Raw genomic sequence first — 14,153 nt, 5'->3', positions numbered from 1 at the left:
CACTCTACGCTCGTCGCGCCCGGGTATCCTCGCGCGCATGTCGCTGCCCGAGCGGGTCGAGCTCCTCGTCGTCGGTGCGGGCACTGCGGGCGCCGCCGTCGCGTCGCTGGGCGCTCGCGCAGGCCTCCGCACGCTGCTCGTCGATCGCGGTCCGCTCGAGCGCGCCGGGGCGCAATGGATCAACGCGGTGCCTCGCTGGTGCTTCGACGAAGCACGCATTGCGCAGCCGCGCGGCGCCGAGCTCGTCGGCGACGAGGTCCCCTATCACTTCCGCGCCGGCGAGGGGCACGTCGTGGTGCGCGATCACGGCGTGCTCGAGCTCGACATGAGCCTGCTCGTCGCGCGCCTGCACCAGGACGCGCGCGACGCCGGCGCGATGCTCGAAGGAGAGGTGCGCGCGCTCGGGCTCGAAGGCGGCGTCGAGGGCGGCGCGCTGCGCACCGATCGCGGCGTGGTGCGCGCCGACGTGATCGTCGACGCGTCGGGGCTCGCGGGCGCGCGCCTGCTCGGCGAGCCGCCGGGCCTCACCCGCCACGACCTCTGCTCCGCCGCCCAGGAGATCCGCGAGGTGCGCGATCGCGGCGAGGCCGAGGCGCTCTTCGCGCGGCACCGCGTGCCGATCGGCGAGGTGCTCTCGTTCGTCGGCAGCGCGGGCGGCTACTCGGTGCTCAACCTGCGCCTCGAGCGCGATCACGTCTCGATGCTCACCGGATCGATCCCCGCGGAGGGTCATCTCTCGGGCCGCGCGATGATCGAGCGTTTCGCCGCCGAGCATCCGTGGATCGGCGCACCGCTGCGCGCCGGTGCCCGCGCGATCCCGCTCGGTCGTCCCGCGCTCCCGCTCGCGCAGGGTCGCGTCGCGCGCATCGGCGACGCCGCGCTGATGGTCTTCTCGGCGCATGGCTCGGGCATCGGCGCGGGGCTCGTCGCCGCGCGGGTGCTCGTCGATGCGATCACGCGCGGCGGTGGGCTCGCCGAGTACGAGACGCGCTGGACCCGCGAGCGCGGCGGCGTGCTCGCGGCGTACGACCTCTTCCGCCGTTACAGCCAGCGCATGACGCCCGACGAGCTCGAGCGCCTCGTCGCCGGAGGCCTGCTCGATGCCGCGATGATGCGGCCCGCGATGACCCAGCTGCCGCCCTCGCTCGGGACCCGCGCGCTCCTCGCGAAGGCGCCGCGCGCCCTCCGCGAGCGCGCGCTGGTGTCGCGGCTCGCGCGGGTCGCCGCGCGCATGGAGGCGATCCGCGCCCTCCATCCGCTCTATCCGTCGCGTCCCGGGGCGGCGCGCGCGGCGTGGTCGCGCGCGCTGTCGCGCATGGTCGCGCGCTCATAGCTCGCCGCGAGCCATGAGCGCGCCCTCATCACGAGGGAGGACCGAGCTTCGCGACCAGGAACTCCCGCGCGAGCCGCCCGACCTCCTCGAGCGCGCCCGGCTCCTCGAAGAGGTGGGTCGCGCCCACGATCACCTCGAGGTGCACCTCGTGCTGCATGCGCGCGATCGCCTCGCGATGGAGCTCGAGCACCGGCACGTCGTCGCCGCCGACGATCAGCAGCGTGGGCGCGCGGACCAGCGGCAGCGCGTTGCCCGCGAGGTCGGGACGACCGCCGCGTGACACCACGGCCGCCACGGCGTCGGGGCGCAACGCCGCAGCGACCAGCGCCGCGCCGCCGCCCGTGCTCGCGCCGAAGAACCCGAGCCGCAGCTCGCGCGTCGCGGGATCTCGCCGCGCCCACTCGATCGCCGACACGAGCCGCTCCGCGAGCAGCTCGATGTCGAAGCGCAGGTGCGCGGTGCGCGCGTCGATCGCCTCTTCCTCGCGCGTGAGCAGATCGAGCAGCAGCGTGCCGAGCTTGCCGCGCTGCAGCACCTCGGCGACGTAGCGATTGCGCGGGCTGTAGCGGCTGCTCCCGCTCCCGTGGGCGAACACGACGAGCCCGCGCGCGCCGGTGGGGACCACGAGGTCGCCCTCCACGTGCGCGCCGCGGACCGGGATCGACACCTCGCGCCGCTCGGCGACGATCTCGGGTGCACGGCGTTCGCCGGGATGGATCGACGTGGGCCGGCTCATGGCGACCGAGATGTGCACCATCCGAGCACGGGCAAGCGAAGCCGGAGCACGCGCGCAATCCCAGACCAAGCGAGCCCGCTCGAGGTCCCTGCGCGGCGATGCGCCACACGTGTGCTCGACGGCGCTCTCCGCGCACGAGGATTGCTGAGCGGAGGTGCCAGGAGGACACGCACCCTCGATGACTCGTGACGATCACGTCGATGCCTTCGAGCACACGATGCAGCTCAGCTACGAATGGCTGCACGCCTACGTCGAGGAGCTCGGCTCGGGCACCACGCAGCTCGCGTATCGATGCCTCCGCGCCGCGCTCCACGCGATCCGGGATCGGCTCCCGGCGAACGAGTCCGCGGCGCTCGCCGCGCAGCTCCCGCTCCTGCTGCGCGGCGTGTACTACGAGGGCTGGCGTCCCTCGCACGTGCCCGCGGCGCTCGCGAGCGTCGACGAGGTCTACGACGAGATCGCGTCGGGCCTCGAGGGCGGGCCGCACGCGGCGCCGCGCGACGTGCTGCGCGCCGCGCTCTCGGTGCTCAACGAGCACATCGACGCCGGCGAGATCCGCAAGCTGCGGCACCAGGTCGGCGAGGCGCTGCGGGAGATCTGGCCCGAGCCGCCGCTCGATCTGGGCCCCGCGCAGCCCGCGGCGTGATCACGCGGAGCGCGCGTCGCGCGTCGCGATCCGCTCGGCGACGATCGGGAGCACCGCGCCCGCGCGCGCCTCGAGGCGCAACGTCGCGAGCGCGTCGCCGCGCGTCTCCCCGACGTTGAGGATCGCGATCGGGATCGCGCGCTCCGCCGCGGCGCGCACGAAGCGCAGCCCCGAGTACACCGCGAGCGACGAGCCGACGACGAGCATCGCGTCCGCCTCGCGCACCATCGCGTGCGCCGCGTCGACGCGCGGCCTCGGCACGCTGTCGCCGAAGAACACGACGTCGGGCTTGAGCACGCCGCCGCACGCCTCGCACGCGACCACGCGGAAGCCCTCGAGCGCGTCGTCCTCGAGCTCCGCGTCGCCGTCGGGGTTGAGCTCCACGGGACGCTCGACGAACCCGGGGTTCGCGTGCAGCAGGCGCTCCTGCACCTGCGCGCGCGGCGCGGTGGTCCCGCACGCGAGGCAGCGCACCTCCGCGAGCGCACCGTGCAGCTCGACGATGCGCGCGCTGCCCGCGGCGTGGTGGAGGCGATCGACGTTCTGCGTGATCAGCCCGACCAGCGCGCCTTCGCGCTCCATCGCGGCGAGCGCGCGGTGCGCGTCGTTCGGTCGCGCGCTCGCGATGCGCGGCCAGCCGTGGAGGCTGCGCGCCCAGTAGCGCGCTCGGGCGCGCGCGTCGTGGAGGAACGCGCGGTACTGCATCGGGTTGCGCGCGCGCTTGCGGGTGCCCTCGCTGCGGTAGTCGGGGATGCCCGACTCGGTGCTGCACCCCGCGCCGGTCAGCGCGACCACGCGTCGTCCCGCGAGCAGCGTGCAGAGGGCTTCGAGGTCGGTGGTCATCGGCGAGAGCGGACTCTGTGGACGCGGGCGCGCGATGGCAACGAGGGCGTGTGATGCGCTGTACGCTGTGCAGCGCGCTGCACGCGTCGCGCATGCCCGGGCGTGCCACGCCCAGGGCCGCCCGTGTGAAAACCCGGCCCGGTGGCGCGCTCGACGCGGCGAATTCCGGGCGTTTCTGCGCTGGCGCACGGCCTGCTATGCGCGGTCCGGGGCGGGGCGTGGGCCTCGCGAGGAGCGAGAGAGAGAATGACGCGCAACGACTGGTGCTCGATCGCGCTCGCGAGCGCGATGCTCACGGGCTGTCTCCGCCCACCCGACACGGCGCCGACGCCGGACCCATTCACCCCCGGGCCCGAGGCGCGCTCGCCGTTCATCGATCCGCGGTTCTACGAGGGCACCGTCACCCAGGAGGTCGCGCCTCCGCCGATCAGCGGCGGCACGCTCCAGGTGCAGGACGGCTGGGCGATCGCCGCGGACGCCGATCGCGATCGCATCCTGGTCGTCGACTATCGCCGCGCGCGCGCGGTCCACGCCGAGGTCGCGCTGCCTCCGGGCGCGGAGCCGGGGCGCATCGTGAGCGACGGCGCGGGTCGTGCGCACGTCGTGCTGCGAGGCACCGGCGAGGTCTACTCGTTCGATCCCGAGCGCGCGCGCGAGGGCGAGCGCCGCGCGGTGTGCCCGATGCCGCGCGGCATCGCGTACGACGGGGGGCGTGATCTGCTCCACGTCGCGTGCCGCGGCGGCGAGGTCGTGAGCCTGCCTGCGGCGGGCGGCGCGTCGGTGCGCGAGATGCGCGTCGAGGGCGGCGATCTGCGTGACGTCGTGGTCGACGGGGACACGCTGCTGGTCACGCGCTTCCGCAACGCCGAGCTGGTGCGGCTGAGCGTCGACGGTGCGGTCATGGATCGTGTCGCGCCGAGCGCGGTCACCGATCCCTTCAACGGGTTCATCGACGGCACGGGCGTGTGGCGCGAGGCGGTGTTCCAGCCCTCGGTCGCGTGGCGGACCATCTCGATGCCGAGCGGCGACGTCGCGATGGTGCACCAGCGCGCGAGCGACACCGAGCTGCAGCTCGCGCCGGGCGCGTACTACGCGACGGGATTCTGCGACGGATCGATCGTGCAGAGCGCGGTCACGGTGTTCTCGGATCGCGGCGCGTCGCGCGCGCCGAACCTCGGCATGTCGTCGCTGCCCGTCGATCTCGCGGTGTCGCACGACGAGACCGAGATCGCGGTGGTCAACGCGGGCAACCAGTCGGGCGAGAGCGCGGTCGCGATCTATCCGCTCTCCGTGCTCGACACGAGCGTCGACGATCAGGGCTGCATGTTCCCCAACGAGACGGTCGCGGGCGTGCAGAACCCGGTCGCGGTCGCGTACGGCGAGGGCGGCCTGCTCGTGGTTCAGCAGCGCGAGCCCGCGCGCCTCGTGATGATCGAGCGCACGACCGGCGCGCGCTTCGAGGTCGATCTCGGCGGCGAGTCGCGCTTCGACACCGGTCACACGATCTTCCACGCGAACGCGAGCCGCGGCACCGCGTGCGCGTCGTGCCACCCCGAGGGCGGCGAGGACGGTCGCACCTGGCTCTTCGCCGGGCTCGGCCCGCGCCGCACCCCCGCGATGCACGGCGACGTGACCGAGACGGCGCCGTTCCACTGGGACGGCGACCTCCCCGATCTTCGCGCGCTCAGCGAGGTCGTGTTCACGGGTCGCATGAGCGGGCCGCGGCTCTCGGGCACGCAGGTCAACGCGCTGGGCGGTTGGCTCGACGAGCTGCCCGCGCCGGTGGTCACGCCGCGCGATGCGATCGCGGTGCAGCGCGGTCGTGAGCTCTTCTTCGGCGGCGCGGAGTGCGGCTCGTGTCACTCGGGCGCGATGCTCACGAACAACACGACGGTCGACGTCGGCACCGGCGGCGCGTTCCAGGTGCCCTCGCTCGTCGGCGCGTCGCAGCGCCTGCCGGTGATGCACGACGGCTGCGCGACCACGATGCGCGATCGCTTCGACCCCGAGTGCGGCGGTGAGTCGCACGGCGCGACCTCGCGGCTGACCGAGGCGCAGATCGGCGACCTCGTCGCGTACCTCGAGACGCTCTGATCGAACGACCGTCGCCGTTCACGTCGCCGACCACGTCCACGTCAACGATGGGTTCGTGGACGTGGGCGTGGTCGTGAACGGCGACGGCGACGGCGACGTCTCTCCCCGTCGGCGATAAGATCCCGCTCGATGCCCGAACGCGAGTCGGTCCCTCCCGCGACGCTCCTCCCCACGCGCGCGCTGGTCGCCGATCCCGAGCTCGCCGCGCTCGTCGACGTGATCACCGGCGAGCGCGGCCTCGATCGCACGATCGATCATCCGCGGATCCAGAAGTCCGGCCTCGCGCTCGCCGGGCACCTCGTGGGCGTCGTCGCGTCGCGCGTGCAGATCCTCGGCGAGACCGAGATCAGCTACCTCGAGACGCTCGCGCCCGCGCTGCGCGTCGAGCGGCTGCGCGGCTTCTTCGGTCTCGGGCTCGCGTGCGTCGTGGTCACCCGCGGCGTGGCGCCGCCGCCCGAGCTCGAGGCGGTCGCGCGCGAGACCGACGTGCCGCTGCTCGTCGCGACCCCGCGCTCGAGCACCACGATCGCGGCGCTGCACGGGGCGCTCGATCGCCTGCTCGCACCGCGCGAGTCGACGCACGGCGTGATGATCGAGGTGCACGGGCTCGGCCTCCTGCTGGTCGGACCGAGCGGGATCGGCAAGAGCGAGAGCGCGCTCGTCATGATCGAGCGCGGGGCGCGGCTCGTCGCGGACGATCGCGTGGACCTCGTGCGCATGGGCGATCGCGTGCTCGGCACGGCGCCTGCGCTCCTGCGCCATCACCTCGAGATCCGCGGCCTCGGCATCCTCAACATCCGCGATCTGTTCGGCGCGACCGCGGTGCAGGACGAGGCGAACCTCGACGTGATCATCGAGCTCTGCCACCTGCACGACGAGCGCAGCGACGAGGGCTTCGATCGCCTCGGGCTCGACGACGCGACCCGCAGCGTGCTCGGCGTGCCGGTGCCGATCCTGCGCGTCCCGGTCTATCCCGGCCGCGACATGGGCGTGCTGCTCGAGGTCGCGACCCGCAACCAGCTGCTGAAGCGCGCGGGCCACCACTCGGCGCGCGAGTTCGCACAGCAGCTCGCGCGCGGGCTCGGCGTTCCGTCACGCTGAACGGAGACGCTGCGAAGCGCGCCCGCGATGCCGTATGCTCTCGGTCCGACCGTGGGCACGCCGCTCCATATCGTGGTGGTCACCGGCATGTCGGGCGCGGGGCGCACGAGCGCTCTCCACGTGCTCGAGGACGTCGGGTTCTTCTGCGTCGACAACCTCCCGCCGAAGCTCGCACCGGGCCTCGTCGATCTCCTCGCGGCCGACGGCGAGCTGACGCGCGTCGGCCTCGGTGTCGACGTGCGCACGCGCGGGTTCCTCGCGGGCGCGGGCGATCTGCTCGATCGTCTCTCGGCGGGCGGGCACGAGGTCGAGGTGCTCTTCCTCGACTGCGCCGACGACGTGCTGGTGCGTCGCTACAGCGAGTCGCGGCGCCCGCATCCGCTCGCGCAGGGCGGCGACGTGATCGAGGCGATCTCGCGCGAGCGAGAGCGCCTCGCGAGCCTTCGCGTGCGCGCCCGGCGGGTGATCGACACCTCGCGCCTCAGCGTGCACGACCTGCGTCGCAGCCTCGTCGAGGCGATCGGGCGCGGCGGCGCGCGACCGACGATGCAGGTCCGCATCGTCTCGTTCGGCTTCAAGTACGGCCTGCCGGTCGACGCCGATCTCGTCTTCGATCTGCGCTTCCTGCCGAACCCGCACCACGTGCCCGAGCTCAAGCCGCTCACCGGTCGCGACCCGCCGGTCGCCGAGTACGTGCTGCGCGCGCCGGAGACCCAGTCGCTGCTCGCCGATCTGAAGCGCGTGCTGACCGACTGGCTCCCGCGCTACGAGGCCGAGGGCAAGGCGTACCTGACGATCGCGGTCGGATGCACCGGAGGACGTCATCGCTCGGTCGCGATCGCGGAAGAGCTCGGGCGATCGCTGCGTGGCGAGGCCGAAGGCGAAGGACGCGACGTGATGGTCGCGCACCGGGACGTCTCGCGATGAGCGACGGCGAGCGCGAGCTGGCGCGGGCCGAGGGGACGTTCACGATCGTGAACGAGCTCGGCCTGCACGCGCGCGCCGCGACGAAGCTCGTGCAGCTCGCGTCGCGTTATCGCGCGGAGATCGAGCTCGAGAAGGACGGACAGCTCGCGAACGGCAAGAGCATCATGGGCGTGCTGCTGCTCTGCGGGAGCCCGGGCGCGCAGCTCGTCGTGCGCGGCCGCGGCCCCGACGCGCGCGCCGCGGTCGACGCGATCGGCGCGCTGATCTCCGCGCGGTTCGGAGAAGAGCGTTGAAGCGGGGGGCTCCGTGAGCGACGAGCCGCCTCGGCCGCAGCGCGTTCGACGCAGCTCGTACCGGCGGCTCAGCCTGCCCCCAGGTCGGTCCACGCTGCGTGGCATCTGCGCGTCGCCCGGCGTCGCGGTCGGCAACGTCACGATCTTCGATCGCCGCAGCGTGCCGATCCCGCGGCGCGCGATCGGCAACGGCGAGGTCGACGGTGAGGTGCAGCGCCTGATGAGCGCGCTCGCGACCTCGCGCCGCGAGCTCGAAGAAGCGCGCGATGCGATCGATCCCACCGCCGGCGCCGAGCATCGGCTCGTGCTCGAGGCGCACCTCCTCATGCACCGCGACGAGCTCTTCGTCGGCGCCGCGGTCGAGGGGATCCGCAGCGGGATCAACGCGGAATGGGCGGTGCGGCGCGCGATCGAGGCGATCGTCCGACGCCTGATGAACGCGCGCGAGCCGTACCTCCAGGATCGCGCTCGCGACGTCGAGCAGGTCGGCGAGCACGTGCTGCGCGTGCTCACCGGCGTCGGGTTCCAGCTCCCCGTGATCGATCGTCCGACGATCCTCGTCGCGTCCGATCTGAGCCCCGCGGAGACGGCGCGCTTGCCGCGCGATCGAGTGCTCGCGCTCGTGACCGATCTCGGCACTGCGACGAGCCACACCGCGATCCTCGCGCGCGCGCTCGGGATCCCCGCGGTGGTCGGCGTCGACGGAGTGACTCGCGCGCTCACGCCCGGCTGCGTCGTCGTGGTCGACGCGCTGCGCGGTGAGATCGTCGTCGAGCCCGACGAGGACACCCAGCATCGCGCCGAGGAGCGCGCGCGCCGGTATCGCCATTTCACCGGGCGTCTGCGCGATCGCGAGGGCACGTCGGGCCAGACGCGCGACGGAGTGCGCGTCGAGGTGCTCGCGAACGTCGAGCTCGAGGTCGAGGTCGACGAGGCGCACGCGCAGCGCGCCGAGGGCATCGGGCTCTATCGCACCGAGTTCCTCTATCTCGAGGACGAGCTGCCGAGCGAGGAAATCCAGACCGAGATCTACGCGCGCGTCGCGTCGCGCTTCGGGCCGCGCCCGGTCACGCTGCGCACCTTCGATCTCGGCGCCGACAAGATGCCGCTGCTCGGCACCACGCCCCTCGGCGCGGGGCGCGCACCGAACCCCGCGCTCGGCTTGCGCGGGCTGCGCCTCTCGCTCGCGTGCCCCGATCTCTTCCGCGTGCAGCTGCGCGCGATGATGCGCGCCGCCGCGGTCGCGCCGCTCCGCGTGATGTTCCCGATGGTGTGCACGCTCGAGGATCTGCGCGCCGCGCGCGCGATGGTCGCGAGCGCGCAGGCCGAGCTCGAGCGCGAGGGCATCCCGTACCGCGCGGTGCCGCTCGGCGCGATGATCGAGGTGCCCTCCGCGGTCGTGCTCGCGGACGCGCTCGCGCGCGAGTGCGACTTCTTCAGCGTCGGCACGAACGATCTCGCCCAGTACACGCTCGCGGTCGATCGCCAGAACCCACGGCTCTCGCACATCGCGCGTCCGCTCGAGCCCGCGGTGCTGCGCTTGCTCGACCTCACGTTCCGCGCGTCGCGCGACGCGAGCATCCCGATCTCGATCTGCGGCGATCTCGCGTCGCATCCGATCGCGATCCCGGTGCTGCTCGGGCTCGGCTACCGCTGCCTCTCGATGAGCGCGTCGGAGATCCCGCTCGCGCGCGAGATCCTCGATCGCGTCGACCTCGTCACGTGCGAAGAGGTCGCGCGCGCGTGCCTCGGATGCGGCACCGGGACCGAGGTGGAGCGCGTCGTCGTCGAGGCGCTCTCGCCGGTGCTCGCCGAGGTGTGGGACGAGCAAGGGATCGAGATCGCGATCAGTCCGGCTCGATGACGAGCGCGTCGTCGGGCGGCGCTTCGTCGCTCTCGGGCGGCGGCGGCGTCTCGGTCTGCACCGGCAGCGGGGTCGGCCGGCGCGGCGCTTCCTCCGTCGGCGTCTCGGCCGGCGTCATGATGCCACCGCGCGCCATCGCTTCCTGATGCCACTGCTCGATCACGCGCTCGCTCACGTACCCGGTGTGCCGCGCGACCTCGCGCCCGTGCGCGTCGATCATGACGAGCGTCGGGATCGAGTCGATCGCGCCGAGATCGGTCGTGCCGAGGAGGATGCGCCCCGCGGGCTCGTACGCGACGGTGTAGGGCGGGGATTGCGACTCCACGTACGCGGCGGTGAACGTCTCGGCGTCGGGCTGCAGCGCGACCGCGATCACCACGGTGTCGAGGGCCTCGCGGGTGAAGCGCGCCACACCGCGCGCCGCCGCGAGCGACGCACCGTCGTAGGTCGCGAAGAGAAAGAGGAGCACGGGGCTGCCCTGTTGATCGGAGAGCTCGAGCGCGCGCCCGTCGTGGGTGCGCAGCGAGAGATCGATCGCGTCCTCCGGGCGTGGCGCGTGGCTGCTCCCGATCGTCGTCGACGACGACGCGCTCGCGCCGCCGCACGCGACGAGCAACGTGAAGAGCGCGGATCCGGCGAGCGAGCGGAGCACTGACAGGCCTTCTATCACGGCTCTAGACTGTCCGACGCCCGTGCGTTCTTCCCCTCGGCTCGAGCTCGTTCGCGAGCGCCTCGATGCGTTGCTGCTCTCGACGGATGCAGTCGCGCGCCGCGACGCCGATCCGGTGTCCTTCGTGCACCGCTACGCGCGCGCCGAGGATCGCGAGGTCGTCGCGCTGATCGCCGCATCCCTCGCGTTCGGCAACGTCGTGGCGATCCGCGGCAAGGTCGCGCTGGTATTGAAGGCGCTGGGAGAGTCCCCGGCCGCGACGATCGATCGCGAATCGCGAGAGGCGCTCGAGACGCGGCTGCACGGCTTCGTGCACCGTGTGTGGCGCGGCCCCGACGTCGCCGCGATGCTCGCGAATGCCGGCGTGATCCGCCGCGACCACGGCTCGCTGGGCGCTGCGTTCGCGACGGGGCTGCGCGCCTGCGACGCGGAGATCGAAGACCAGGACGAGGCGTTCGTCGAAGCCCTCGCGAGGCTCGCCGACGCGCTGCGCGGTGAGGACGCGTCACGCGGCCTGCGTCACCTCGTCCCCGATCCGCGCGCCGGCAGCGCGTGCAAGCGCCTGCTCCTCTGGCTGCGCTGGATGATCCGTCCCGCCGACGGAGTCGATCTCGGCCTGTGGCCGGTCTCGCCCTCGCGGCTCGTCATTCCGGTCGACACCCACGTGCACCGCATCGCGAAGAACCTCGACCTCACGCGCCGCAACGACGCATCGCTGCGAACCGCTGCCGAGATCACGTCGAAGCTGCGCACCTTCGATGCGAACGACCCGGTGCGATACGACTTCGCGATCTGTCACCTCGGCGTGAGCCGCGAGTGCCCGAGCCGGCGCGACGCCGCGCGCTGCGAGACGTGCGTGCTGAAGGAAGCCTGTCGCCACTGGCAGCGAGACGCGCGGAAGCTGCGCTGATCGTCAGCCCCAGCGCTCGCGCTTCGTCTTCGGCATCGCTCGCGCCGCGAGCGGCACGCTCGTGTCGAACGAGCTCTTCTCTTCGCCCTCCGGCACCGCGCCGTTCCCGTAGCCGAGCGAGTAGTCGTAGTAGAGCTTGATGAAGTCCTCGTCGCTCATCCCGGTCGCGCGCACGACCGGGTGCGCGAGGCACGCGTCGCGGTAGCGCTTCACCCGCGCGTACTCCGGCGCATCCGGCAGCGTGAACCCGCTGTAGTGCTCGTTCAGCGCGTAGCGCATGAAGAACGGCGCGATCGTCAGCTCCGCCATCCCGAAGCCATCTTCGTCCCACAGCCACGTTCCGTCCGGTGAGAAGCGCATCAGGAACGCGCCGTTTCACGCCCACGTCGCGCGCGCCGACGCGATCAGTGCGTCCTCCTTCGCCGGGTCCTGGTTCATCAGCAGCTGGTACATGGGCGCGACGAAGCCGTGGTTGACGTAGTCGATGAAGATGCGGCTCTGCGCGCGTCGATACGCGTCCTCGGGGAACACGCGCCGCGCGGGAAAGACCTCCTCGAGGTACTCGTTGATGACGCTCGACTCGTTCAGCACGCGCCCCGCGTGCGCGATCACCGGCACCTTCCCGAGCGGATTGAGCTCGAGGAACCACGCGGGCCGCGGACGCGTGATGTCGATCTCGGTGAGCTCGAAGGGCACGCCCTTCAGCGTGAGCAAGATGCGCGTGCGCTGCGCGAAGGGGCAGACCTGGATGCTGTAGAGATGGACCGCTGCGTTGCTCGACATCGCGCGAGCGTAGCCAAAATTCCTTGACCTCCCGCTTACTTTCCCGTGCGATCGCCGCTCGTGAGCGAGCCGCGAACGAGCACGCCGCCGGAAGAGCGCACCTCGCGCATCTCGTTGCTCGACGTCGCGCCGGTCGCGAAAGGACGCGCCCTCGCGCAGGGCCTCGGGCTCACCGGCGCGCTCGTCGCGGCGCTGGTGATCGTGGTGCTCGACTTCGGCCTCGCGATCCACCTCTGGGCGTCGATCCCGCTCACGGTGCTGCAGTCCGTGCTCGCGCTGCCGTGGATCTCGTTCGTGCTGCGCGCCGAGCCCGGCGAGCGACGGCCGCGCGGATGGCTGCCGAAGCTGCGCATGCTGCTCGCGCACTTCGTCAACATCGGGCTGCTCGGGTTCGCCCTCGTCGAGAAGTGGATCGCGCTCGCCTCTGCGCTCCACGCGAGCGACGTCGCGCCCTTCGTCTCGGGCTATCGATCGTTCTCGGTCGTCGCGCTGGTGATGGCGACGCTCGGGATCCTCGGCCGTGGCCATCGCGCGCAGCGATTCCTCGCGGACGCCGCCGACCACCCGGCGCGCCTCATGGTCCTCTCCTTCGGCGTCACCGCGTTCCTCGGCGGCTTCCTCCTCACGCTGCCCGAAGCGGTCGTGCGCGTCGAGGACGCGTCGTTCCTCGACGGGCTCTTCACCGCGACCAGCGCGGTGTGCGTCACCGGCCTCGCGGTGAACGACGTCGGCGCGACCTACACGTTCTTCGGCGAGGCCGTGATCGTCGTGCTCGCGCAGATCGGCGGGCTCGGCATCATGGTGCTCTCCGCGTCGTTCGTGGTGCTCGCGGGCCGCAAGCTGCGCGTGAAGCAGAGCGCGGTGCTGGTCGAGATGATCGACGCCGGCTCGCTCGCCGCGCTGCGCCGCACGCTGATCGCGATCGTCGGCTACACGCTGCTCTTCGAGGCGATCGGCGCGCTGCTGCTCTACGCGTTCACCGGCTTCCACCCCGAGGTGATGCGCGGCCCCGACGATCCCCACCCGATCGCGGGCGCCGGCGATCGCGCGTGGTGGTCGGTCTTCACCGCGGTGAGCGCGTTCTGCAACGCGGGCTTCTGCCTCAGCCACGCCAACCTCGCGGGCTTCGCGACGAGCTGGCCGGTCTGCCTCACCATCGCCGCGCTGATCACCGTCGGCGGCATCGGCTTCCCCGTGATCGAGGAGCTGCGGCGCCACGCGTGGGCGCGCATGCGCCGCCGTCGTCCCGATCGTCTCTCGCTCCACGCGCGCATCGCGCTCGGCACCAGCGCCGCGCTCACGTTCGGCGTCGCCGCCGTCGTGTTGGTGCTCGAGTGGAGCCAGTCGCTCGGGCACCTGCCGTGGCACGCGCGCGTGCTCGCGTCGCTCTTCCAGTCGGTCAGCATGCGCACGGCGGGCTTCAACACGATCGACCTCGGCGCGATGCGTGCGGTCACGATCGCGATCGCGTGCGTCGTGATGCTGATCGGCGCCTCGCCCGGCTCGACCGGCGGCGGCATCAAGACGACGTCGTTCGCTGCGATCTGCGCCGAAGTATGGGCCGAGCTGCGCGGCCACGCGTCGGCGCGCCTGCTCGATCGTCAGCTCGAGAGCGGCGTGGTGCGCCGCGCGATGGGCGTCACGTTCCTCTCGCTCGCGATCGTGATGATCGGAACGTTCGTGCTCCTGATGACCGAGGAGCACGAGCCGCTGCGCGTGCTCTTCGAGGTGTGCAGCGCGTTCGCGACGACGGGCCTGTCCACGGGCATCACGTCGTCGCTCACCCCCGCGGGCAAGCTCGTGATCATCGTCATGATGTTCGCGGGCCGCACCGGCCCGCTCACGCTCGCGCTCGCGATGGCGAGCGAGGCCAGGCGCGCACCGGTGCAGCTCGCGTCCGAGCGCGTGATGATCGGTTGATCGACCCATGAGCGTCCGCTCATCCCAGAGGGC

14 protein-coding genes are annotated in these 14,153 nt (G+C 72.4%); 9 read left to right on the top strand and 5 right to left on the bottom strand.

All coding sequences use genetic code 11. From position 1 onward, the window contains the following. Positions 1 to 37: 37 nt before the first annotated feature. The gene (locus I5071_RS16255; protein WP_236606374.1) at positions 38 to 1,333 is read left to right on the top strand and encodes an NAD(P)/FAD-dependent oxidoreductase; all 1,296 of its coding nucleotides are present in this window, start codon (positions 38 to 40) and stop codon (positions 1,331 to 1,333) included. Positions 1,334 to 1,361: 28 nt separating this feature from the next. On the opposite strand, the gene I5071_RS16250 is transcribed toward I5071_RS16255, so the two are convergent. Continuing rightward, on the bottom strand, positions 1,362 to 2,069 hold the full coding sequence (locus I5071_RS16250; protein WP_236606373.1) for a dienelactone hydrolase family protein: 708 nt from the start codon (positions 2,067 to 2,069) through the stop codon (positions 1,362 to 1,364). Positions 2,070 to 2,247: 178 nt separating this feature from the next. On the opposite strand from I5071_RS16250, the gene I5071_RS16245 reads away from it, so the two are divergent. Further along, the gene (locus I5071_RS16245) at positions 2,248 to 2,715 is read left to right on the top strand and encodes a DUF2267 domain-containing protein (RefSeq protein ID WP_236606372.1); all 468 of its coding nucleotides are present in this window, start codon (positions 2,248 to 2,250) and stop codon (positions 2,713 to 2,715) included. Here I5071_RS16245 and I5071_RS16240 read toward each other — a convergent pair whose 3' ends face one another. After that, positions 2,716 to 3,558, bottom strand: a complete 843-nt coding sequence (locus I5071_RS16240; protein WP_236606371.1) for an NAD-dependent protein deacetylase — start codon at positions 3,556 to 3,558, stop codon at positions 2,716 to 2,718. A gap of 246 nt (positions 3,559 to 3,804) precedes the next feature. Between I5071_RS16240 and I5071_RS16235 the strand changes: the two genes are divergently transcribed. The 5 genes from I5071_RS16235 (at position 3,805) to ptsP (ending at position 9,837) form a co-directional block, all read left to right on the top strand. Next, positions 3,805 to 5,652 (top strand): cytochrome-c peroxidase, encoded by a 1,848-nt coding sequence (locus I5071_RS16235; RefSeq protein ID WP_236606370.1) that lies wholly within the window; start codon positions 3,805 to 3,807, stop codon positions 5,650 to 5,652. 129 nt (positions 5,653 to 5,781) lie between these two features. Then, complete coding sequence (gene hprK / locus I5071_RS16230; RefSeq protein ID WP_236606369.1) at positions 5,782 to 6,753, top strand: HPr(Ser) kinase/phosphatase; 972 nt, start codon at positions 5,782 to 5,784, stop codon at positions 6,751 to 6,753. Between the two features lie 27 nt (positions 6,754 to 6,780). After that, on the top strand, positions 6,781 to 7,680 hold the full coding sequence (gene rapZ / locus I5071_RS16225) for an RNase adapter RapZ (protein WP_236606368.1): 900 nt from the start codon (positions 6,781 to 6,783) through the stop codon (positions 7,678 to 7,680). Then, a complete protein-coding gene (locus tag I5071_RS16220) occupies positions 7,677 to 7,973 on the top strand; it encodes an HPr family phosphocarrier protein (protein WP_236606367.1) in 297 nt (98 codons plus the stop codon). Before rapZ ends, I5071_RS16220 begins: the two co-directional genes overlap by 4 nt. 13 nt (positions 7,974 to 7,986) lie before the next feature. Then, the gene (gene ptsP, locus I5071_RS16215; protein WP_236606366.1) at positions 7,987 to 9,837 is read left to right on the top strand and encodes a phosphoenolpyruvate--protein phosphotransferase; all 1,851 of its coding nucleotides are present in this window, start codon (positions 7,987 to 7,989) and stop codon (positions 9,835 to 9,837) included. On the opposite strand, the gene I5071_RS16210 is transcribed toward ptsP, so the two are convergent. After that, positions 9,821 to 10,489 carry a TlpA family protein disulfide reductase gene (locus I5071_RS16210; protein WP_236606365.1) on the bottom strand — a complete coding sequence of 223 codons (669 nt, stop codon included), beginning with the start codon at positions 10,487 to 10,489 and terminating at the stop codon, positions 9,821 to 9,823. The two genes, ptsP and I5071_RS16210, sit on opposite strands and share 17 nt — an antisense overlap. Here I5071_RS16210 and I5071_RS16205 point away from each other — a divergent pair. Further along, a complete protein-coding gene (locus I5071_RS16205) occupies positions 10,455 to 11,417 on the top strand; it encodes a TIGR02757 family protein (RefSeq protein ID WP_236606364.1) in 963 nt (320 codons plus the stop codon). The genes I5071_RS16210 and I5071_RS16205 overlap by 35 nt on opposite strands. Before the next feature lie 3 nt (positions 11,418 to 11,420). Here the strand turns inward: I5071_RS16205 and I5071_RS16200 are convergent, their stop codons facing one another. Both I5071_RS16200 and I5071_RS16195 read right to left on the bottom strand, forming a co-directional pair. Next, a complete protein-coding gene (locus I5071_RS16200; protein WP_236606363.1) occupies positions 11,421 to 11,777 on the bottom strand; it encodes a hypothetical protein in 357 nt (118 codons plus the stop codon). Positions 11,778 to 11,792: 15 nt separating this feature from the next. Then, the gene (locus I5071_RS16195) at positions 11,793 to 12,200 is read right to left on the bottom strand and encodes a glutathione S-transferase family protein (RefSeq protein ID WP_236606362.1); all 408 of its coding nucleotides are present in this window, start codon (positions 12,198 to 12,200) and stop codon (positions 11,793 to 11,795) included. 60 nt (positions 12,201 to 12,260) lie between these two features. Here I5071_RS16195 and I5071_RS16190 point away from each other — a divergent pair, with 60 nt between their 5' ends. Continuing rightward, entirely contained in the window at positions 12,261 to 14,120 is a 1,860-nt protein-coding gene (locus I5071_RS16190; RefSeq protein ID WP_236606361.1) for a TrkH family potassium uptake protein, read from the top strand. Positions 14,121 to 14,153 lie beyond the last annotated feature (33 nt).

Source organism: Sandaracinus amylolyticus (assembly GCF_021631985.1).
GTDB lineage: Bacteria > Myxococcota_A > Polyangia > Polyangiales > Sandaracinaceae > Sandaracinus > Sandaracinus amylolyticus_A.
This window is presented reverse-complemented; position numbering and strand designations above follow the sequence as displayed.